Annotated in this window: 22 protein-coding genes; 10 read left to right on the top strand and 12 right to left on the bottom strand. The window is 61.2% G+C overall.

Annotated features, from left to right (window positions below):
- Positions 1–44: 44 nt before the first annotated feature.
- On the top strand, positions 45–1,379 hold the full coding sequence (locus BFP92_RS00325; RefSeq protein ID WP_065911121.1) for an MFS transporter: 1,335 nt from the start codon (positions 45–47) through the stop codon (positions 1,377–1,379).
- Position 1,380: 1 nt separating this feature from the next.
- Here the strand turns inward: BFP92_RS00325 and BFP92_RS00320 are convergent, their stop codons facing one another.
- On the bottom strand, positions 1,381–2,259 hold the full coding sequence (locus tag BFP92_RS00320; RefSeq protein ID WP_065911120.1) for a DMT family transporter: 879 nt from the start codon (positions 2,257–2,259) through the stop codon (positions 1,381–1,383).
- A gap of 185 nt (positions 2,260–2,444) precedes the next feature.
- On the opposite strand from BFP92_RS00320, the gene BFP92_RS00315 reads away from it, so the two are divergent.
- The 3 genes from BFP92_RS00315 (at position 2,445) to BFP92_RS00305 (ending at position 4,907) form a co-directional block, all read left to right on the top strand.
- A complete protein-coding gene (locus BFP92_RS00315) occupies positions 2,445–2,861 on the top strand; it encodes a membrane lipoprotein lipid attachment site-containing protein (RefSeq protein ID WP_065911119.1) in 417 nt (138 codons plus the stop codon).
- A 171-nt stretch (positions 2,862–3,032) separates the two neighbouring features.
- Complete coding sequence (locus tag BFP92_RS00310; RefSeq protein WP_065911118.1) at positions 3,033–3,920, top strand: KPN_02809 family neutral zinc metallopeptidase; 888 nt, start codon at positions 3,033–3,035, stop codon at positions 3,918–3,920.
- A complete protein-coding gene (locus BFP92_RS00305; protein WP_065911117.1) occupies positions 3,921–4,907 on the top strand; it encodes an alpha/beta hydrolase family protein in 987 nt (328 codons plus the stop codon).
- Between the two features lie 80 nt (positions 4,908–4,987).
- On the opposite strand, the gene BFP92_RS00300 is transcribed toward BFP92_RS00305, so the two are convergent.
- Genes BFP92_RS00300 through BFP92_RS00290 form a run of 3 tightly spaced genes read right to left on the bottom strand, consistent with a single transcriptional unit; the run spans position 4,988 to position 7,049 of the window.
- Entirely contained in the window at positions 4,988–5,575 is a 588-nt protein-coding gene (locus BFP92_RS00300) for an HAD family hydrolase (RefSeq protein WP_065911116.1), read from the bottom strand.
- Positions 5,572–6,441 (bottom strand): acyl-CoA thioesterase II, encoded by an 870-nt coding sequence (tesB, locus tag BFP92_RS00295; RefSeq protein WP_017139338.1) that lies wholly within the window; start codon positions 6,439–6,441, stop codon positions 5,572–5,574. Before tesB ends, BFP92_RS00300 begins: the two co-directional genes overlap by 4 nt.
- Positions 6,442–6,479: 38 nt before the next feature.
- A complete protein-coding gene (locus tag BFP92_RS00290) occupies positions 6,480–7,049 on the bottom strand; it encodes a GNAT family N-acetyltransferase (protein ID WP_065911115.1) in 570 nt (189 codons plus the stop codon).
- A 76-nt stretch (positions 7,050–7,125) separates the two neighbouring features.
- On the opposite strand from BFP92_RS00290, the gene BFP92_RS00285 reads away from it, so the two are divergent.
- Both BFP92_RS00285 and BFP92_RS00280 read left to right on the top strand, forming a co-directional pair.
- Positions 7,126–8,046, top strand: a complete 921-nt coding sequence (locus BFP92_RS00285) for a histone deacetylase family protein (protein WP_058421550.1) — start codon at positions 7,126–7,128, stop codon at positions 8,044–8,046.
- A 171-nt stretch (positions 8,047–8,217) separates the two neighbouring features.
- A complete protein-coding gene (locus BFP92_RS00280) occupies positions 8,218–9,444 on the top strand; it encodes a TIGR03862 family flavoprotein (protein ID WP_065911114.1) in 1,227 nt (408 codons plus the stop codon).
- Positions 9,445–9,544: 100 nt separating this feature from the next.
- On the opposite strand, the gene BFP92_RS00275 is transcribed toward BFP92_RS00280, so the two are convergent.
- Complete coding sequence (locus BFP92_RS00275; RefSeq protein WP_065911113.1) at positions 9,545–10,882, bottom strand: RNA helicase RhlE1; 1,338 nt, start codon at positions 10,880–10,882, stop codon at positions 9,545–9,547.
- A 48-nt stretch (positions 10,883–10,930) separates the two neighbouring features.
- The gene (yedA, locus tag BFP92_RS00270; protein WP_065911112.1) at positions 10,931–11,827 is read right to left on the bottom strand and encodes a drug/metabolite exporter YedA; all 897 of its coding nucleotides are present in this window, start codon (positions 11,825–11,827) and stop codon (positions 10,931–10,933) included.
- Positions 11,828–11,987: 160 nt separating this feature from the next.
- Between yedA and BFP92_RS00265 the strand changes: the two genes are divergently transcribed.
- Positions 11,988–12,440 (top strand): Lrp/AsnC family transcriptional regulator, encoded by a 453-nt coding sequence (locus BFP92_RS00265; protein WP_065911111.1) that lies wholly within the window; start codon positions 11,988–11,990, stop codon positions 12,438–12,440.
- A gap of 175 nt (positions 12,441–12,615) precedes the next feature.
- Here the strand turns inward: BFP92_RS00265 and BFP92_RS00260 are convergent, their stop codons facing one another.
- A complete protein-coding gene (locus tag BFP92_RS00260; RefSeq protein ID WP_065911110.1) occupies positions 12,616–12,879 on the bottom strand; it encodes an acyl carrier protein in 264 nt (87 codons plus the stop codon).
- Complete coding sequence (locus BFP92_RS00255; RefSeq protein WP_065911109.1) at positions 12,869–13,435, bottom strand: hypothetical protein; 567 nt, start codon at positions 13,433–13,435, stop codon at positions 12,869–12,871. Before BFP92_RS00255 ends, BFP92_RS00260 begins: the two co-directional genes overlap by 11 nt.
- Positions 13,436–13,937: 502 nt before the next feature.
- Between BFP92_RS00255 and BFP92_RS00250 the strand changes: the two genes are divergently transcribed.
- On the top strand, positions 13,938–14,234 hold the full coding sequence (locus tag BFP92_RS00250) for a DUF3077 domain-containing protein (protein ID WP_065911108.1): 297 nt from the start codon (positions 13,938–13,940) through the stop codon (positions 14,232–14,234).
- Between the two features lie 132 nt (positions 14,235–14,366).
- Here BFP92_RS00250 and BFP92_RS00245 read toward each other — a convergent pair whose 3' ends face one another.
- The 3 genes from BFP92_RS00245 to BFP92_RS00235 all read right to left on the bottom strand — a co-directional run bounded on the left by BFP92_RS00245 (position 14,367) and on the right by BFP92_RS00235 (position 16,386).
- Entirely contained in the window at positions 14,367–14,978 is a 612-nt protein-coding gene (locus tag BFP92_RS00245; RefSeq protein WP_065911107.1) for a 3'-5' exonuclease, read from the bottom strand.
- A gap of 42 nt (positions 14,979–15,020) precedes the next feature.
- Positions 15,021–15,497 (bottom strand): LabA-like NYN domain-containing protein, encoded by a 477-nt coding sequence (locus BFP92_RS00240; protein WP_065911106.1) that lies wholly within the window; start codon positions 15,495–15,497, stop codon positions 15,021–15,023.
- Positions 15,498–15,615: 118 nt separating this feature from the next.
- Positions 15,616–16,386 (bottom strand): DUF2076 domain-containing protein, encoded by a 771-nt coding sequence (locus tag BFP92_RS00235; RefSeq protein ID WP_065911105.1) that lies wholly within the window; start codon positions 16,384–16,386, stop codon positions 15,616–15,618.
- A 180-nt stretch (positions 16,387–16,566) separates the two neighbouring features.
- On the opposite strand from BFP92_RS00235, the gene BFP92_RS00230 reads away from it, so the two are divergent.
- Positions 16,567–17,226: a YciC family protein gene (locus BFP92_RS00230; RefSeq protein WP_065911205.1), complete on the top strand. Its 660-nt coding sequence runs from the start codon at positions 16,567–16,569 to the stop codon at positions 17,224–17,226.
- 41 nt (positions 17,227–17,267) lie between these two features.
- A complete protein-coding gene (locus BFP92_RS00225) occupies positions 17,268–18,356 on the top strand; it encodes an endonuclease/exonuclease/phosphatase family protein (protein WP_065911104.1) in 1,089 nt (362 codons plus the stop codon).
- A 126-nt stretch (positions 18,357–18,482) separates the two neighbouring features.
- Here the strand turns inward: BFP92_RS00225 and BFP92_RS00220 are convergent.
- Positions 18,483–19,428 (bottom strand): ATP-dependent helicase C-terminal domain-containing protein (locus BFP92_RS00220; RefSeq protein ID WP_275656392.1); only part of this gene is annotated, 946 nt, incomplete at its 5' end.

The following is a 19,428-nucleotide window of genomic DNA, read 5'->3' as shown; positions in this document are numbered from 1 at the left end:
GACCCAGAACACACCATAAAAATTTCAAAAACGGGTACGACCTCATGCCTTCGCAAAACTCCGCTCTGGCCGCGCGCCCGGGCAACCCGCACGCCGGCATCGGCGACAAGATCCGTGGCGCCATGGCCGTGGGTAAAACGCGCTGGGGCATGCTGGCCCTGGTGTTCTTCGCCACCACCCTGAACTACATCGACCGCGCCGCCCTGGGCGTGATGCAACCGATCCTGGCCAAAGAGATGAGCTGGACGGCGATGGACTACGCCAACATCAACTTCTGGTTCCAGGTCGGTTATGCCATCGGTTTTGTGCTGCAAGGCCGGCTGATTGACCGCGTGGGCGTCAAGCGCGTGTTCTTCTGCGCCGTGCTGCTGTGGAGCCTGGCCACCGGTGCCCACGGCCTGGCCACCTCGGCGGTGGGCTTTATGGTCTGCCGCTTTATTCTCGGGCTGACGGAAGCCGCCAACTACCCGGCCTGCGTCAAGACCACGCGCTTGTGGTTCCCGGCCGGTGAGCGCGCAGTGGCCACCGGCATCTTCAACGCCGGCACCAACGTCGGCGCGATGATGACCCCAATGCTGCTGCCGTTGATTCTGCACGTGTGGGGCTGGCAGGCGGCGTTCCTGTGCATGTCGGCACTCGGCGCGATCTGGCTGGTGTTCTGGGGGTTGAAGTACTACAACCCGGAAGACCACCCGACGGCCAAACAATCCGAATTGGACTACGTGCAACAGGAAGCCGAACCCGAGCAACCGAGCGTGCCGTTCAGCCGCATCCTGCGCATGCGCGGCACCTGGGCCTTCGCCCTTGCCTACGCCATGACCGCGCCGGTGTTCTGGTTCTACCTGTACTGGCTGCCGCCGTTTTTGAACCAGCAATACAACCTGGGCATCAACGTGACGCAGATGGGCATTCCGCTGATCATCATTTACCTCACCGCCGACTTCGGCAGCGTGGGTGGCGGGATTCTGTCGTCATTCCTGATCGGCCGCGGGATGAATGCGATCAAGGCGCGGCTGTTGTCGATGCTGCTGTTTGCCTGCTGCATCGTCGGCGTGATCATGGCTGCCGGCTCCAGCCAATTGTGGGTTGCAGTGTTCGCCATCTCCCTGGCGATCGGCGCACACCAGGCCTGGACCGCCAACATCTGGAGCCTGGTGATGGACTACACGCCCAAGCACATGATGAGCACGGTGTTCGGTTTCGGCGGCATGTGCGCGGCCATCGGCGGCATGTTTATGACCCAGATCGTCGGGCACATCCTTACCGTGACCAACAACAACTACACCCTGTTGTTCACCCTGATCCCGGCGATGTATTTCATTGCGCTGACCTGGATGTACTTCATGGCGCCGCGCAAGATTCCCACAGTCGACGTGTAACTCACCGCCGCCGCTGCTGCCAGGCAGCGGCCAGCCCGCTCATGCAGATCACCCCGATGCCGACCACCGTGGTCACATCGGGGGTATGGCTGAACACCAGCCAACCCAACAACCCCGCAAACACGATCTGGCAATAGCCGAACGGTGCCAGCAAGGCCGGCGCCGCGAAGCGGAACGCCTGGGTCAACATCAAGTGCGCCGTCATGCCGCAGCTGCCCAGCGCCAGCATCAAGCAGGCATGCCACAGCGTCGGGACCTGCCAGAAGAACGGCACCAACGCACTCATCACCAAGGTATTGCACAGCCCGGCGAAGAAGTTACTGGTGGTCGGTGTGTCGTATTGGCTGAGGATGCGCGTGAGTAATTGGTAGAAACAGAAGAACATCGCCGAACACAGCGGCAGCAACACCGCAGGCGTGAACAACTCACCGCCGGGGTGGATGATGATCAACACACCGACAAACCCGCAAATCACCGCCAGCCATTGGCCACGCGTGACGTGCTCGCCGAGCAAAGGCACCGATAGCGCCGTCACCAGGATCGGTGCCAGGAAGTTCACCGCCGTGGCTTCCGCCAACGGGATGTAATGCAGTGCCGCAGTAAAAAACAAACTCGTGCCCAACAGGCACAACGCCCGCACCACCTGCATGCCCGGCCGCTTGCTGCGCAGCACCCGCAAGCCGGATTGCGGCAGGAAAATCCCGGCCATCAGCAAGGTGTGCACCAGGTAACGCGCCCACACCACCATTACAATCGGGTAAAACCCGGCCAGGTATTTGGACAGGGCGTCGTGGCTGGAGAACAGAAACGTCGCCAGCACAATCAGCAGGATGCCTTTGAAAGGATGGTTGACGCCGGAAAGCGGTGTGCTGACAGTCATTGAATTCTCTTGCATGGTGGGCTGAACGCTTTGGCACTCAACCCGGTAATCTAGCAGCCGGGCTTGCGTCTGCCCCAAGAGCATAACCAAACACCGTGCGAACAGCGCACTAAATCACGGGTTTCGAGTCCAACGCTGCACGTTCACCGTCGCGTTGCACCCTTTTTAACCAAGGCCATGTCGCTATGAAAAAAACACTCTTTGTTCTTTCTGCCCTTGCCCTGCTCACCGCGTGTAACAAGGAACCCAAGGAGGCCCCTAAGCCCGCCCCCGCCTCCGTGCAAGCCACGCTGGTGCCGGCAACCCCACCGACCGATAAATGGGTCGGCAAATGGATCGGCGTCGAAGGCCTGAACCTGACCATCGCCAAGGACGACAGCATCGGCCGTGGCCACTACCTGCTTACCATGAAATACGGCCTTGATGCCGACGACTCCGGCACCTTCAAAGGCGAAGCCAATGAAGACGGCATCAGTTTCACCCGCCCGGACGGCCCGCAACAGTTGAGCGCCGGCGACGGTGAAGCCACGGGCCTTAAATGGCTGGCAGATAAAAAAGACTGCCTGGTCGTCGATACCGGCGAAGGCTACTGCCGCGACTGAGGCGGCAAACCTGACATAACTTTCATCTGGCGCCCCTGCCGACACGGCCTGACAGCAGCGATACTAGGCAGCTCTCGTTGCTTGTCGGACAGCCGGGCTGGCGCCATGCCCCTGCACCAACAACACTGCTCTTAAAATAAAGAGCACAGGCTTAACGAGAGGACTGCACCAATGCTATGGAAAAAAGGCCGACGCAGCGACAACGTGGTGGACGCCCGCGATGACAGTGGCGGCGGCGGTGGCGGTATGCGCTTTGGTGGCGGCAAAGGCCTGAGCCTCACGGCGATCGTGCTGATCGTCGGCATTGGCTGGCTGACCGGCCAGGACCCGATGCAGATCCTCGGCCAGCTAAGCGGTCAGATGGAGCAAGCGCCCCCGGCGAGTACGCAGGCGCGCCAGGCGCCGCCGGCCAACGACCAGCAGGCCGATTTCGTGCGCGCCGTGCTGGGCGACACGGAAGACACCTGGGGCCAGGTGTTCAAGGAAAACGGGTTGGTCTACAAGAACCCGAAACTGATTCTGTTCCGTGGCCGGGTCAATTCTGCCTGCGGTGGTGCCACCTCGGCCAGCGGCCCGTTCTATTGCCCGGCCGACCAGCAAGTGTATCTGGACCTGGATTTCTTCCGGGAGATGTCGCAACGCTTCAAGGCTTCGGGCGAGTTCGCCCAGGCGTATGTGATCGCCCACGAAGTCGGGCACCACGTGCAAACGCTGCTGGGCATCTCGGCCAAGATCCAGGCCGCACGCCAGCAAGGCCGGCAGATGGAAGGTGACGGCGGTTTACTGGTACGCCAGGAACTGCAAGCCGACTGTTTCGCCGGCGTGTGGGCCAACCGCGCGCAAAAACGCCTGAACTGGCTGGAGCCGGGCGATATTGAAGCGGCACTGAATGCGGCCAACGCCATCGGCGATGACCGTTTGCAGCAACAGGGTCAAGGGCGCGTAGTGCCGGACTCGTTTACCCACGGCACCTCCGCACAGCGGGTTCGCTGGTTCAAGACCGGCTTCGCAGAGGGCCAGATCACTCAATGCGACACCTTTACAGCCAAGAGTCTTTAAATGAATAAACGATTGGGATTGCTGCTTAGCGCATTAGCGATGTGTTCCACCACCACTTGGGCCGCAGAGAAAGAACATGGCGTCAAGGTGGTCAGCCCCGATCGTTTCCAACTGGATGCCGGCACCTTGAGCCTGGGTTTGAGCCAGGACTGGAGCCGGCCGCTGCCCAACGTCACCCGCGCGTTGATCATCGTGCACGGTCGCCTGCGCAATGCGCAGACCTACCTGCAAAGCGGCGAAGATGCCGCCCAGCACGCAGGTGTTGCCGCCAATACCCTGGTGATCGCGCCGCAGTTTCTGAATGAGTTGGATACCCAGCGCAACCACCTCGACAATCAGCTGCTGCGCTGGAACCACAACGACTGGATGGCCGGCGACCCGTCGACCGGCCCAGGCCACATCAGCTCCTACGGCGCCCTCGACCAGATCATCAAGCACCTGGGCAACCGCAAGCTGTTCCCGGCCTTGAAAGAAATCGTGGTAGCCGGCCATTCCGGCGGCGGCCAGGTGGTGCAGCGCTTCGCCCTCACCGGCCACGACCACCCGATGCTGCAAACCGAAGGCATCAGCCTGCGTTACGTGGTGGCCAACCCATCGTCCTACGCCTACTTCACCCCACAACGCCCGGTGAAGTTTGATGTGGCCAGTTGCCCAGGCTTTAACGACTGGAAGTACGGCATGCAAAACCTGCCGGATTACGCCAAGGGCCAGAGCGCGCAGCAGTTGGAGCAGGTTTACGTGTCACGCAACATCACCTACCTGCTGGGCCAGCAAGACACCGACCCCAACCACCCGGCGCTGGATAAAAGCTGCGAAGCCGAAACCCAGGGCGCGTATCGCCTGATTCGTGGGCACAATTATTTTGACTACCTCAAGCAGCGTCATCCGCAACTGACGCACAAGCTGGTGGAAGTGCCTGGGGTTGGGCACGACGGCGATAAGATGTTTACGTCGCCTGAGGGTGAGAAGGTGTTGTTTAGTCAGTAGCTGACAAAACCGGATCAAAAATGTGGGAGCTGGCTCCCACACAAGCTAGCTCCCACCTAAGCCCGACCAAGGTGCCTGGGTTAGAGCATTCGGCGCAACGCCGCGCAATCCTCAGCATGCCAATCCGCCAGTTCCGGCCACGGGTTCTCCGGCAAGTTCACCAGCACCGTGCGCGTCCCCGCCGCCCGGCCACAAACCAGGTCAAAGCGGTAATCGCCGACCATCACCATCTCACTCGGCGCTACTTTCCAGGCAGTCGCGAACTTCAGCAACCCACCCGGATCGGGTTTTGGCGGCGCATTCTCACGCCCCAGCACATCCTCAACGGCAAAGCAGTCCGCCAGGCCTATAGCTTGCAGGGTGATATGCGCCAACTCTTGCGCATTGCGCGTCAGGATGCCCAGGCGATAACCCCGCCCGGCCAGCTCGCGCACCAGCTCCACCGCGCCGACAGCAGCCACCGAACCCACGGCCAGCTCCCGCTCGTGCTCAAGCAACCAGGCATGCTTGGCCGCCGCCACCTGCGCAGGTAATGCCGCCAGGTGCGTGAGAATGTCGGCTTCAGGTGGAATATCGAGGGCCGCGCGAATCGCCGCAAAATCATGCACGGCCACCGTGAGGGTGCCGTCCATATCAAACACCCAATATTTAACGTCCGACAGGCTCATGCCCAATCCTTGCGATGGCGAATCAGCCCTTCCTGGGTCACCGAAGCCACCAGTTGCCCGGCGCGGTTGTACACGCTGCCACGGGAGAAACCTCGGGAATTGCCGGCCCACGGGCTGTCCATGGCGTAGAGCAGCCAGTCATCGGCGCGCAGGTCGGCGTGGAACCACAGCGCATGGTCAAGGCTGGCGACCTGCATGTCTTTCTGCCAAACCGTTTTGCCGTGGGGCAGCAGCGAAGTGGTCAGCAGGCCGAAGTCCGAAGCGTAAGCCAGCAGGTATTTGTGCAGCGCCGGTGAATCGGCCAGCGCGCCGTCAGCACGAAACCACACGTACTTGACTGGGTCGGACGGCTGCGGGTTGAACGGGTCTTTTTCGGTCACCGGGCGCACTTCGATCGGCTTGGGGCACAGCAGCTTGTCGCGCATGTGCTCGGGGATCAGGTGTGCGCGTTGCTTGGTCAGTTCCAGCTCCGACGGCAGGTTTTCCGGGCCGACCACCACGGGCATGGTGGTCTGGTGCTCAAAGCCTTCTTCGTCATACTGGAACGAGGTGGTGCAGGTGAAAATCGGGTTGCCCTTCTGGATCGCCGTGACGCGGCGCGTGCTGAAACTGCCACCATCGCGCACGCGGTCCACCGAATACACCACGGGCAGCGCTGCATCGCCAGGGCGCAGGAAATAGCCATGCAGGGAATGCACGTGGCGCGCTTCTTCTACGGTCTGGCTGGCAGCCGACAGCGACTGGCCCAGCACCTGGCCGCCGAACAGTTGGCGAAAACCCAGGTCCTGGCTGCGGCCGCGAAAGAGGTTTTCCTCGATCGGCTCCAGGGTCAGCAAGTCCACCAGATCTTCCAATACTTGGCTCATAGAGCAACTCCTACAATCAATAGAGCATTCCGGGCTGCTTATCCGTGCAGCGTGTCCAACCATTGGGCGCGGGTGATGCGGTACAACACATGATGGCGCAGCGGGTCATCGGCTGCGACCTTGGGGTGTTCAAAATCTGCCTGCGGATCGTAATGCATACCGATGGCCTGCATGACTTTTTGTGATGGCAGATTGGATTCGGTGGTGAAGGCGAGGATTTCATCCAGCTGCAGCCGGTCAAAACCACAGCGCAGCGCGGTCCACGCCGCCTCGCTGGCGTAACCCAGGCCCCAATGCTCGCGGGCCAGGCGCCAGCCAATTTCTACCGCTGGGGTAAAGTCGGCCTCGAAGTTGACGTTTTGCAGCCCGGTGAGGCCGATAAATTCGCCGGTGTCCTTGCGCTGCAAGGCCCAAAAGCCAAAGCCATATTCGGCAAAATGCCCGCGAATCCGGCCGATCAACGCCGCGCTTTCCAAGTGGCTCAGCTTGGCCGGGAAATAACGCATCACCTGCGGGTCGGCGCACATGTGGGCAAATTCCGTCAGGTCGCTGTCGCGCCATTGGCGCAGCACCAGCCGTGCGCTTTCCAATTCCAGTATCGGCTCCATGGGTCCCCCTCCCTTGCCATGTGCGTGAGTGTACAGCGCTGGTAAGATCCGTCGCAGGTTCCCGTCAGAAAATCCCATGCCTTTGCCATTGATCTACCACGATGACTACAGCCCTGAGTTCCCGGCGGACCACCGGTTCCCCATGGACAAATTCCGCCTGTTGCGTGACCACTTGGTGGACAGCGGCCTGACCCAGGACAGCCACCTGCTGCGACCCGAGGTCTGCCCCGCCGAAATTCTGGCCCTGGCCCATGAACCTGGGTATATCGAGCGCTACATGAGCGGCGAGCTGTCCCGCGAAGACCAACGCCGCCTCGGTTTGCCCTGGAACGAAGCCCTGGCCCGGCGCACCGTGCGGGCCGTCGGCGGCTCGATACTCGCAGCGCAAAAGGCGCTGGAACACGGCCTGGCCTGCCACCTGGCGGGCGGCACGCACCACGCCCATTACGACTACCCGGCAGGCTTTTGCATCTTCAATGACCTGGCGGTGATCAGCCATTACCTGCTGGCGAGCGGGCGGGTCAACCGCGTGCTGATCTTCGATTGCGACGTCCACCAGGGCGACGGCACCGCGCGCATCCTGCACGACACGCCGGATGCCATCACCGTGTCGCTGCACTGCGAAAAGAACTTCCCGGCGCGCAAGGCCCAGAGCGACTGGGACATCCCGCTGCCCATGGGCATGGGCGATGCCGACTACCTCAAGGTGGTCGACGACGCGCTCAACTACCTGTTGCCGCTGTACCAGCCCGACCTGGTGCTGTACGACGCGGGTGTGGATGTGCACAAAGACGACGCCCTCGGTTACCTCAAGCTCACAGATGCAGGCGTCGCCGCACGTGATGAAAGCGTGATGCGCCACTGCCTGGGCCGCGATATTCCAGTGATGGGCGTGATCGGCGGCGGCTACAGCAAAGACCGCCCGGCCCTGGCGCGCCGCCACGGCATCCTGCACCACAGCGCACAACGGGTGTGGGCGTCATCAGGTTGTCATTGAATTGTGGGCGTTACCCACAATGCCTGTGGAACGGCCTGTGGATAACTTGAGCGTAAGGGCCTGAAAGCCAGCAGCCGTAAGGCGTGTAGGAAAGTGTACGTTTTTTGATCAGGCAGCTACGCCGTCGTCGGGTAGAATGCTCGCCCTATTCAAGCGACCGTAGCCCTGCCCATGCCTCAGACCCCTTCTCAACACGTCACTATTATCGGCGGCGGCCCTGCCGGGCTGATGGCCGCTGAAGTCTTGAGCCAAGCGGGCGTGCGGGTGGACGTGTACGACGGCATGCCTTCGGTGGGGCGCAAGTTCCTGCTGGCGGGCGTGGGTGGCATGAACATCACCCACTCCGAGGTGTACCCGGCGTTTCTGTCGCGTTACGCCGAACGCGCGCCGCACATGGCGCCATTGTTGCGCGCGTTTGGCGCAGAGGCTTTGTGCGAGTGGATTCATGGCCTGGGCATCGAGACCTTTGTCGGCACCTCCGGCCGCGTATTCCCCACCGACATGAAAGCCGCCCCACTGCTGCGCGCCTGGCTCAAGCGCCTGCGCGACCAGGGCGTGGTTATCCACACCCGGCATCGCTGGCTGGGCTGGAACGACGACGGCAGTTTACTTATCCACAGCCCGGACGGCGATAAAACTGTCCACAGCGATGCGGTGGTGCTGGCCTTGGGCGGCGGCAGCTGGTCGCGCCTGGGCTCCGACGGAGCCTGGCTCAAGTTGCTGGAAGATAAAGGCGTGCCCTACGCCGCGCTGCAACCGAGCAATTGCGGCTTCGAAGTGTCGGGCTGGAGCGAGTTGATGGTCAGCAAATTCGCGGGCGCGCCGCTGAAGAACGTCGCCATCGGCCTTGGGGAGGACAAGCCTCGGCTGGGCGAATGCGTGGTCACCGCCATGGGCATCGAGGGCAGTTTGATCTACGCGCTGTCGGCGCCGATTCGCGAAGCGATCAACCGTGACGGCTCAGCCACTGTGCATATTGATTTGTTGCCGAGCAAGCCGCTGGACAAGGTGCAAGCCGCCTTGGCCAAGCCCCGTGGCTCGCGGTCGATGAGCAAGCATTTGCACAGTCAGTTGGGGCTCGATGGCGTGAAGGCGGCGCTGTTGCGTGAACTGGCGCCAGCTGAGCACTTCAATGACCCGGCGCAATTGGCGGTGGATATCAAGGCGCTGCCGCTGACACTGGTGAAGACTCGACCGATGGATGAGGCGATCAGCACCGCAGGCGGCGTGCCGTTTGAGGCGTTGGATGAGCGCTTGATGCTCAAGCAATTGCCAGGCGTGTTCTGTGCGGGGGAGATGCTGGATTGGGAAGCGCCGACCGGCGGGTATTTGCTGACGGGGTGTTTTGCCAGTGGGCGGGCGGCTGGGCGTGGTGTATTGGAGTGGCTTAAGCGCTAGGTTTGAGTCCGCTATCGCAGGCAAGCCAGCTCCCACATTTTGAACGGTGAACACCGTCAAATGTGGGAGCTGGCTTGCCTGCGATGAGGCCCTGACAGGCTTACTTCTTCTTGCGCGGCCCAGTGTTGAACACCGGCACCTTACGCACCGGCTTGATCGACGGCTCAGCCGGCGCCACGTCGCCACTGTCCACCCACTTACCCAAATTGCGCTTGCCGCCACCGCCGCCCGAAGCTTTAGGCTTCTTCGGCTTTTTCGGCTTCTTCACCACCTGCCCGCTGGCATCGGTGTCCGGCACGCGGTGCTCGGGTTCGAAGTCCGGCTCCATCTGGCGGGTCAGGGTCTGACGCGTGAGCATTTCGATGGCCGACAGCATGTTCACTTCATCGGCACACACCAGCGAAATCGCCTCACCGGTGTTGCCCGCCCGGCCGGTACGGCCGATACGGTGGATGTAGTCTTCAGCCACGATCGGCAGGTCAAAGTTGACCACCAGCGGCAAGTCTTCAATGTCCAGGCCACGGGCCGCCACGTCGGTGGCTACCAGAATCTGCACGTCGCTGGATTTGAAACGGTCCAGTGCACGCTGGCGGGTGGCTTGGGGTTTGTCGCCATGAATGCCGTCGGCATTGATGCCCAGGCCCTGCAACTTGTCCACCAGCGCATCCACGCCGTTACGGGTCTTGGCAAACACCAGCACCTGCTTCCAGCGGCCTTTGCGCATCAGGTGCACAAACAGCTCCGGCTTGCGCTTCTTGTCCACCGGCACCACCCACTGCTTCACGGTGCTGGCAGCGACGTTACGCGGGCTCACTTCAATGCTCAGCGGGTCGTTGAGCATCTGCCCGGCCAGTTGGCGGATTTCATCGGAGAAGGTCGCGGAGAACAGCAGCGTCTGGCGCTTTTTCGGCAGCATGCGGTAGATGTTCGCCAGCTCTTCGGAGAAGCCCAGGTCGAGCATGCGGTCGGCTTCGTCCAGTACCAGGGTTTGCAACTGGTTGAGTTTCAGCGCGTTCTGGCGGAACAGGTCGATCAGGCGGCCCGGCGTGGCGACCAGGATGTCGACGCCCTTGCGCAGCTTCATCATCTGCGGGTTGATGCTCACGCCGCCGTACACCGCGTAAGTGGTCAGCGGCAGGTTCTGCGCGTACTCGGCGACGCTGGCGTGAACCTGCTCGGCCAACTCGCGAGTCGGGCAAAGGATCAGCGCACGCGCCGAGTTGGCGGCGACTTTCGGCCCTTCCATGGTCAGCAATTGCAGGAGCGGCAGGGCGAAACCTGCGGTTTTGCCGGTGCCGGTCTGGGCCGCGGCCATCAGGTCGCGACCAGCCAGCACCGCCGGAATGGCTTGCGCCTGCACCGGCGTCGGGGTCTGGTAGCCAAGCGTCTCAAGGGCGCGCAGCAAGGGTTCGATCAGGCCAAGTGTGGCGAAAGTCATGTGTTTACCGTAGGAAAAATTCAGCGCAAGGTCGCAATGCGCCGCAGTTTACCTTATTTCCGGTTTTGGCTTACGCCACTGTGGCAGGCTGATCAATAGCACCGCGCTGATGATCACCAGCATCGCCAAGGCTTCTTCCATGCCGATGGTCTCACCGACGAACACAATCCCCAACAACACCGCCACGGCCGGGTTTACATAGGCATAGCTGGTCGCCGCCGCCGGGCGTACGTGCTTGAGCAGGTACATATAGGCATTGAAGGCGATGATCGAACCGAACACGGCCAAGTACGCCAAGGCCAGCCAGCCTTCAATCGGCGGCACAGCCTGCAGGCGTTCGCCGCAGAGCGCACTGCCCACCAACAGCAAGGCACCGGCGACGATCATTTCCGCCGCACTGGCCATCGCGCCGGCAGGTAACGGCAAGTGCCTGCTCCACACCGAGCCGAAGGCCCAGGAGGCGGCGGCAAACAGCAGCAACATCGCCCCGGTCGGGCTCGACTGCAAATTGGAGCCCATATTGAGCATGGCAATGCCGATAATCCCCAGCACCACCCCGGCCCACTCCAGGCGGGTATTACGTGCGCCCCAGAAATAGCCGCACAGCAACGTGAACAATGGCACCGTCGCCACCGCCAATGCCGCAACACCCGAGGTAACCCCCGTGTGCTCAGCCACCGACACCGCGCCATTGCCGAAGGTGAGCAGCAAAATGCCGATCCTGGCCGCAGCCTTCCACTGCACCCACGTCGGCGCAGGTGCCCCGCGCCAGCGCAAAAAGCCATACATCACCAAACCCGCCACCAGGAATCGAATCCCGCCGAGCATCAGCGGCGGCCAGTATTCAACGCCGATTCGAATCACCAGGTAGGTAGAACCCCAAATCACATACAGCGCAAAAAAAGCGGCGATCAGCGGTAACGGAAAGCGACGTGGGCCAGGCATTGGGCGGCTCTATGGCAGGAGGTGGGAGGCTTATTCTAAAAAGGCAGCACGCTAAACATAAGTTACAAAACCTGTTTAAAGCGCCGATACACTTTTCAAAGCATGGTTGTGAGGGCTATAAACCGTGCTTTCGAAAGCCACGCGTGACTGGAGCCTTATCATGGACAAATACGACCGCATGCTCCTCAGCGCCCTGCTCGAAGACGGCCGCGCGTCCTACGCGCAATTGGCCCGCACGGTAAACCTTTCTGCGCCGGCCGTGGCTGAGCGCGTGGCCAAGCTGGAGGCCAGCGGCGTGATCACCGGGTATCAGGCCAAGGTGGACCTGTCCAAAATCGGCCTGCCCATCCAATGCACGATCGAACTGCGCTTGACCAACAACGGCAGCCAGAAGGTCTACGACGCCTTGGCTGAAATCCCCGAACTGACTGAATGCCATCGGGTCACGGGCGACCCGTGCGTGATCATGCAAGCGGCGGTGGGGTCGATGCCGGAGCTGGAGAATTTGATTAACCGCGTGGCGAAATTCGGGTTCAGCAAGACTTCGATTATTTTGTCCAGCGCGATAGAACGGCGAGTGCCGTTGGGGCAGTTGGAGGGTAAAGCCACCTGACACCGATCGTTCCCACGCTCTGCGTGGGAATGCAGCCCAGGACGCTCTGCGTCCGCGCTTGAAGTCGTGACGCGGAGCGTCACCGGAGGCATTCCCACGCGGAGCGTGGGAACGAGCAAAAAGTGGTGGCTGATACACCGCCATCGCAGGCAAGCCAGCGATGGCGTCAGTTGCTTCACCGAAGGCTTGAGCGCTGAACAATCAAATCGATAATCTGCTTAATGGTCGTGATGTGATCCCAGTCTTCCTGAGTCGCTTGCAGGTTGAACTGCCACTTAATCTGCATAACGAAGCAGGTCAGGTCGTCATCAATGATCTTAAAGTCATGGATGAAATCCGTTTGCTCGGTCACCTGGCTTCGGTCGATGAAGCCGATGATATCGACGAACAGCTGAAGCACTTTTTCGCTGATCTCAGCTCGGGTCAGGTTACCTTCCATTTCTCGCCTCGTAGGCACACTTACCAATACTGATCAGGTCAAAAATAGCCAACCCCGCCGCAACGAAGGGGAGGCCCCGCCCAATAATGCCAAATACTCGAACGGTGCCGAACGTTGCTTTTGCCATCTTGGCCGCTGTCGGTTGCCGGATCAATGTTCGAGGGAAAAAGCGCATTCCAATGAGGCTAGCCAAATTCGTCGTTTTGCTTGAGCCGACGTGGACCCAAGTCCCCACGGCGATTTTGCTGATCGGTATGCCTGCCGCGCCAGTGAGAACCGTTGCCGCCGTCAGGCCGTAGTGTTGCTGCGTGCATTTCCAGAGGTCGTCAACAGTGGTGTCAGACGCCGTTGATTCCGCCTGAATGGGCCGGAGCAACGTGTAACTGGCACCATGAGTCCATCCTGGCGAGTTAGGTAAAACCATGACTGCCGGGCAGCTTGTCATCATGTTTCCCAGATGAAACGTCATGCTGGACGTCGAGCCGAAATCGACGCCATTGCGCTGGAGTTCAGACTGGCTTCGCATGATTGCTGTGTGGAGGTCGCTTTCCTGCATGACGTAGTCCCTTTACGTAAATAGCAGGCGAGATGTTAAGTCGCAAAAAGGAGCGATAGACGGGTGAAGGGAAAAACCGGAAAGGTCCGACGACGCAATAGGGCTTCCCCTACTTACCATTCAGAAAGAGTGAAGAAGGCCCTAAAAACAGCTGATGTTTTGGTGGCCAGCAGGACCGATCCCTTTCATTTGCGGGACGTTTCCTAGAGAATTCCACGGCCTTGTTTCCGTCGGATCAGGTAGTTAGTCTCGCTCCGTCATCGAATGTTCGGTGGCCGGGCGTGCAAGTCCGATGGCAAGTGAGATCCATCAATCAACCTACAGCCAAATAGCCAAATGCCAGCTTCCATGTTGGCGTTCGCCCTTATGGCGGCTGTACGTGGGAGACCTTCGGGTCTGCTGGGTTTGACTTCTTGCCCCGGTCTTGCACACCTACGTACAGTTGCCACCCTCTTCGCGTGCAAGCGGACGGTGCCAACTTCTTCCAGCAAGGAGTTCAACCATGGTCAAAGTTACCCCCGATCCACCCAACTTCCTCAGCGAAGACGCCCTCCTCAACCGCCGAGCCATCGACTACTACCTCAAAGCATCCGCCCCGGACGCGCCCAATTTTGTGCTCAATGACAACCTGAGTTTCGAAGACGCCCTCGCCCATGCGGCCGACTTGCTGCATTGCGCGGTCGAGACGGTGAATGTGTCGGGGGAGACGCTCAGCACCCAGCAGCGGGCGGTGATGCATTTGGTGGGGATGGCCAAAGGTGTGGTGGATCGGGCGTTGGAGTGTGTGCAGCCTCGATAGCCAGCCGCCGATCGTTCCCACGCTCTGCGTGGGAATGCAGCCCAGGACGCTCTGCGTCCGCGCTTGAAGTCGTGACGCGGAGCGTCACAGGAGGCATTCCCACGCGGAGCGTGGGAACGATCATCGTAAGGCTTAGAACCCGCGGTGCTTTTTCAGGTGTTCGTTGATCTTCGCCGCCGGCACTTTCTGCAAGGTACACAGCAAATCGTGGGACAGTTCGCGCAAGCCATGGGTGCCGCGCAGTTGCTGGGCCAGGTGCGCGGTGAGGTTGGCCGCCATCTCCGCATCCGCCATCGCCCGGTGAGCCTTGCCGGTGTGGGGCAGTTGGGCGAACGCGTTCAGCGTGCCGAGCTTGTGGTTGGGCGCCGACGGCATCAGGCGCCGGGCCAGTAGCAGCGAGCAGGCGAATTTTTGCAGGCGGGTGCGGCGGATCAGGCCCAGTTCGAAGTCCCAGAACTTCTGGTCGAATGCGGCGTTATGCGCCAGCAGCGGCGTGGTGCCGACGAATTCATTCACTTCATTCATCACCCGCTCAGCCGGTGGCGCGCTGCGCAGCATGGCGTTGCTGATGCCGGTGAGTTGTTCGATAAAGCCCGGCACGCGCACGCCGGCATTCATCAGGCTCTGGTAGCGGTCCACGATTTGGCCGCGCTCGAGGATAACCACCGCGATTTCCGTGGCCCGGCAGTGGCTGCTCGGGGTGATGCCGGTGGTTTCAAAGTCGATGACCGCTATACGTTCCAAACCTGTTCCAACTCCGTCTAACTATTGATTAAGCCACAGCACTTATTTGAGCAGCAGCGCGCCTTCGATGGGCACGTAGCGGCTGGCGGCGCGTATCAGCGAGTTGGCCGTCAACCCCGGCACGCCGTAGGCCACGGCTTCAACGCCGTGCTTTTGGATGATGCGTTCGAGCAGCATGTCGAAATCACCGTCGCCGGAAGCCAGCACCACTTCGTCGACGTGGTCGGCGGCGTCCATGATGTCCAGGGTGATGCCCACGTCCCAGTCGCCCTTGGCCGAGCCGTCGGCGCGCTGGATGTAGGGTTTGAGTTTTACCGTAAAGCCCAGGTTGCGCAGGATCTGCTGGAATTGCTGCTGCTTGCTGTCGCCACGGTCGATGGCATAAGCGTACGCCTCGACGATCTGCCCGCGTGAACCGATATCAGCCCACAGCGCCGCATAGTTGAAGTGGCAGCCATACGCCTGGCGCACGGTGTAGTAGAGGTTTTGCACATCGGCGAACACTGCAATTTTTTTCACCGCACTTCCTCATGACAGCCAGGCGCCACGGCCCGGAAAGGTTGCCAGTATGCCAGCCATGGGAAAGTTTCAGCGAAAAATCAGCCCGGGGCGACGAAGCGCCCCGGTTGAAGGCGGGTCAGACGAAGGAGTCGTCGTCACCGAAGGAGGAGGAATCGTCGGAGTAGTCGCTGTCTGCGAAGCTGTCGGATGAGTTGTCATTGCCCCAGCTGTCATTGCCGGCAAACTTCTGGTCGTCATTGCCCCAGTTGCCATTGTCGCTGGCCGGTGCCGGTTCTTCGCGGATGATTTCTTCCACCACCTGCGGCTGCTGCGAGTTGTGGCTGAACAGGCTGCTGATGCCTTCGGCCAGCATCACACCACCGGCCACACCGGCGGCGGTTTTCAGCGCGCCACCCAGGAAACCACTGCCGATAGGCGCGGCGGGGGCTTGCGGCGGCTGTTGATAATTCTGCTGTGGCGCAGCGTAGTTCTGTTGCGGTGCAGGCTGGCCGAACGATGGCCGCGCCGGCTCACGCCAGCCACCGCCGGAAGAAGGCGGAGCACTTTGTGCCGGTTGCGAGTCGCGGGAACTGCTGCCACCAAAGATGCTCGACAGGAAGCCACCACTGCTCGGCGCCGGTTGCGCGGCCTGGGAGCGGGCCTGTTGCAGTTCGTCCTGCAATTGCTGGATCTGCTGCGCCTGTTGCTTGTTCTGCGCGTCGAGGCTTTTGATCGCGTGCTCTTGCACCAGGATCGACTGGGTCATGTAGTACCCGGCGGCCGGTTGGCGAGTCAGGTGCTCCTTGATCCGCGCTTCGGCCAGGGCGTCGCGGGGGGCTGAGTCCGTTTCGGCTTGTTGCAACCGTGAAAACAGTCCATCGATCAGGGTTTGCTCTTCGCTGTTCATGGCGACCTCGTTAGATTGCCGGTAGAAATCATGGGCCCGCCTGTGATCAGGTGAGCTACAGCGTAGTTATGGGGGTGTTACCAGACGTTTCAATGGTCTTTACGTAAGGTTTACGTTTGCTTACCTCTCGTCATGATCGGTTAAAGTGTTCGCCTTGCTTTTAGGGCTGTGATGAACCTGATGAATCCGTTAGACGTATTGCGCGACTCTCTCCGTTTCACCCAACGCAACCTGGGCGCCATCGTCCAGCTGTGCCTGCCGTTGGTGATCCTCGAAGCCCTGCTGCAACAGGTGCTCGACCACACACTGGGCCCGGATGCGTTCCCCGGTTACAGCGTGGTCGTCGGGTTGTTGGTGTACCCGCTGTACACCGGCGCCTTGATCCTGTTTCTGGATGCGCGCACCCGTGGTGAGTCGCCCAGCACTAAAGATGTGTGGGCCATGGCCGTGGCCATGTGGCCGCGTTTCGCCCTGCTGACGGCGGTCAGCACCTTGCTGATTTTGCTGGGGCTGTCGCTGTATTTCCTGCCGGGCCTGTGGCTGATGGTGGTGCTGGCGTTTGCCGAGTACCTGCTGGTGTTGCGCGGCATGTCGGCGCTGGAGGCGATGAAGGAAAGTTTGCGCCTGACCCGTGGGCATTTCTGGCGAATCCTGGTGTGCCTGCTGTGCGTAATGACGCCGTTGTGGCTGCTCAAAGGCGCGAGCGTGGCGGTGTACCCCAACCCCGCGCCGCTGCTGGGTTTGCTGATCGACAGTGCCCACAGCTTCCTGCAACTGTTTACCAGCGTGGTACTTTTCCGTTTGTTTATGCTGATCGGTGGCGATGCCGACGCACGGTGATATGCTCCGTGCCACCTCTGATAACGCTATAAGCCGAGCCAATGACCCGTTTATTGCGCATCACCCTGCTGAGCCTGTTGATCATCGCGGGCCTGCTCGCGGCCCTGATCTACAGCCTGACCTGGCGCCCCGTCGACAAGCAGACCCTGCCGGTCAGCTGCGTAGCGCCACGTGCGCCGACCTTGCTGCCGGGGCAGGCGCTCAAGGTCATGACCTGGAACGTGCAATACCTGGCCGGCAAGAACTATGTGTTCTGGTACGACAGCCCCGACGGCAAAGGCCCGGACGATCGCCCCACGGTGGAAGACATGGCCTTCAGCCTGGACGAAGTGGCGCGGGTTATTCGCGACGAACAACCCGACATCCTGTTGTTGCAGGAACTCGATGAAGGCGCCAAGTCCTCTCACTATCAGGACCAGGTCGCGTTGCTCCAGGAACGCCTGGTCGACCTGTACCCGTGCAGCGCCCAGGCGTTCGACTGGAAAGCCGACTTCGTGCCCAACCTGCATATCTTCGGCAGCGTCGGCCGCAAGCTCGTCACGCTGAGCCGCTACCAGATCGAACACGCCGAGCGCCTGCAATTGCCGGTGTCCCCGGCCAACTTCATCAGCCGTCAGTTCCAGCCTAAACCGGCGTTATTGCTGACCTACCTGCCATTGAGCGATGGCGGCCAACTGGCCGTGCTCAACACCCGCCTGGATGGCGATAAGCCTGGGCGTTCGGCGGTGCAGGAGCAGGCCAAAGCCACGCTAAAACTGCTGGACAAGTTCGAAGGCCGTGGCACGCCTTGGCTGATTGGCGGGGATTTCAACCTGCTGCCGCTGGGGCAGTTCCTGCGCCTGGACGCGGGCAAGCGCGGGCAGTATTCGCCGGACAGCGAGCTGCATTTGCTGTGGGATAAATACCCGATGATCCCGAGTAACAGTGAATCCAGTGGGATTGACCGGGCGAAGTGGCTGACGAACTTCCCCAATGACCCGAGTGTGGAGGGGCCGGATCGGACCTTGGATTATTTGTTCTACAGCCCAAGGATCAAGCGGGTGGAGGCCAAGGTGCGCCAGGAGGATACGTTGCGTATCTCTAACCACTTGCCTGTGATCGCGCGGTTCCTGCTGCCGGCTGCGCAATAACCCGCACCACTACACCCCATGTGGGAGCGGGCTTGCTCGCGAAGGCGGTGTGTCAGTCAGCACATGTATCAACTGAACCACCGCTTTCGCGAGCAAGCCCGCTCCCACATTGGATCTTCACATCACCTACTTTCGGGGTTTGATCCGGGCAGTGGGTTCGGCCACCAAGGGGTCATCCGGCCAGTAATGCTTGGGGTATCTTCCCTTCAAATCCTTCTTCACCTCCGCATACGTACTGCGCCAGAAGTTCGCCAGGTCCTGCGTCACCTGCACCGGCCGACGTGCCGGGGACAGCAGGTGCAGCTTGACCACCTGGCGCCCACCGGCAATGCGCGGCGTGTCCGCCAGCCCGAACAATTCCTGCAGGCGCACCGCCAGAATCGGCGGCTGTTCGCTGTAGTCCAAACGCACCGATGAGCCCGAGGGCACCTTCACATGCTGTGGCGCCAGCTCGTCCAGGCGTTGGGGCAGCGGCCAGGGCAGCAGGTTGTGCAGGAAGCTGGAAATATCCAAATTAGAAAAGTGGCTGAGGCGCGAGACTTTACCCAGGTAGGGCATCAGCCAATGCTCCAAATCGGCCAGCAAGGCTTTGTCGCTGATATCCGGCCATTCGCTGGTTTTACCCGCGTCCAGCTGGCGCAGCAGCATGACGCGCGCCTGCCACTGGCGCAGTTCGGGCGTCCACGGCAGCAGCTCCAGGCCTTTGCGGCGCACCAGGTTGACCAGTGCCTGGCTGCGTGCGGACTCATCCAGGCCGGTCAGCGGCTCGCGGCTGAGCACCAGCTCACCGACTTTGCGTTGGCGTTCGGCGCGCAGCACGCCTTCGCGTTCATCCCAATCAAGCTGGTCGACCGTGCGCACTTGCTCGACCAGCACGCTGTCGAACAGCGCCGGGTCAAAATCCGCCGCGAGGTAGATGCGCTCTTCGCGCTGGCCCTGGCGGCTGCCGAGGTCGGCGATCACCAGCCACGGTTGCTTCATCAGGCTGTCGGCCTCGGCGAACAGCGCGGCGCGGCCGTTGGCCAGGCGATATTCGGCGCCACCGGGGCGGCGTTGCTGGGCGACGCGGTCG

The organism is Pseudomonas sp. 58 R 3 (genome assembly GCF_900006605.1).
GTDB lineage: Bacteria > Pseudomonadota > Gammaproteobacteria > Pseudomonadales > Pseudomonadaceae > Aquipseudomonas > Aquipseudomonas salomonii.
The sequence above is the reverse complement of the archived record's forward strand: the minus strand, read 5'-3'. Positions and strand labels throughout refer to the sequence as shown.

Coding starts and splice junctions, on each gene's coding strand:
- BFP92_RS00325 (WP_065911121.1), top strand. CDS start 45: ATGCCTTCGCAAAACTCCGCTCTGGCCGCGCGCCCGGGCAACCCGCAC.
- BFP92_RS00320 (WP_065911120.1), bottom strand. CDS start 2,259: ATGACTGTCAGCACACCGCTTTCCGGCGTCAACCATCCTTTCAAAGGC.
- BFP92_RS00315 (WP_065911119.1), top strand. CDS start 2,445: ATGAAAAAAACACTCTTTGTTCTTTCTGCCCTTGCCCTGCTCACCGCG.
- BFP92_RS00310 (WP_065911118.1), top strand. CDS start 3,033: ATGCTATGGAAAAAAGGCCGACGCAGCGACAACGTGGTGGACGCCCGC.
- BFP92_RS00305 (WP_065911117.1), top strand. CDS start 3,921: ATGAATAAACGATTGGGATTGCTGCTTAGCGCATTAGCGATGTGTTCC.
- BFP92_RS00300 (WP_065911116.1), bottom strand. CDS start 5,575: ATGAGCCTGTCGGACGTTAAATATTGGGTGTTTGATATGGACGGCACC.
- tesB (WP_017139338.1), bottom strand. CDS start 6,441: ATGAGCCAAGTATTGGAAGATCTGGTGGACTTGCTGACCCTGGAGCCG.
- BFP92_RS00290 (WP_065911115.1), bottom strand. CDS start 7,049: ATGGAGCCGATACTGGAATTGGAAAGCGCACGGCTGGTGCTGCGCCAA.
- BFP92_RS00285 (WP_058421550.1), top strand. CDS start 7,126: ATGCCTTTGCCATTGATCTACCACGATGACTACAGCCCTGAGTTCCCG.
- BFP92_RS00280 (WP_065911114.1), top strand. CDS start 8,218: ATGCCTCAGACCCCTTCTCAACACGTCACTATTATCGGCGGCGGCCCT.
- BFP92_RS00275 (WP_065911113.1), bottom strand. CDS start 10,882: ATGACTTTCGCCACACTTGGCCTGATCGAACCCTTGCTGCGCGCCCTT.
- yedA (WP_065911112.1), bottom strand. CDS start 11,827: ATGCCTGGCCCACGTCGCTTTCCGTTACCGCTGATCGCCGCTTTTTTT.
- BFP92_RS00265 (WP_065911111.1), top strand. CDS start 11,988: ATGGACAAATACGACCGCATGCTCCTCAGCGCCCTGCTCGAAGACGGC.
- BFP92_RS00260 (WP_065911110.1), bottom strand. CDS start 12,879: ATGGAAGGTAACCTGACCCGAGCTGAGATCAGCGAAAAAGTGCTTCAG.
- BFP92_RS00255 (WP_065911109.1), bottom strand. CDS start 13,435: ATGCAGGAAAGCGACCTCCACACAGCAATCATGCGAAGCCAGTCTGAA.
- BFP92_RS00250 (WP_065911108.1), top strand. CDS start 13,938: ATGGTCAAAGTTACCCCCGATCCACCCAACTTCCTCAGCGAAGACGCC.
- BFP92_RS00235 (WP_065911105.1), bottom strand. CDS start 16,386: ATGAACAGCGAAGAGCAAACCCTGATCGATGGACTGTTTTCACGGTTG.
- BFP92_RS00230 (WP_065911205.1), top strand. CDS start 16,567: ATGAATCCGTTAGACGTATTGCGCGACTCTCTCCGTTTCACCCAACGC.
- BFP92_RS00225 (WP_065911104.1), top strand. CDS start 17,268: ATGACCCGTTTATTGCGCATCACCCTGCTGAGCCTGTTGATCATCGCG.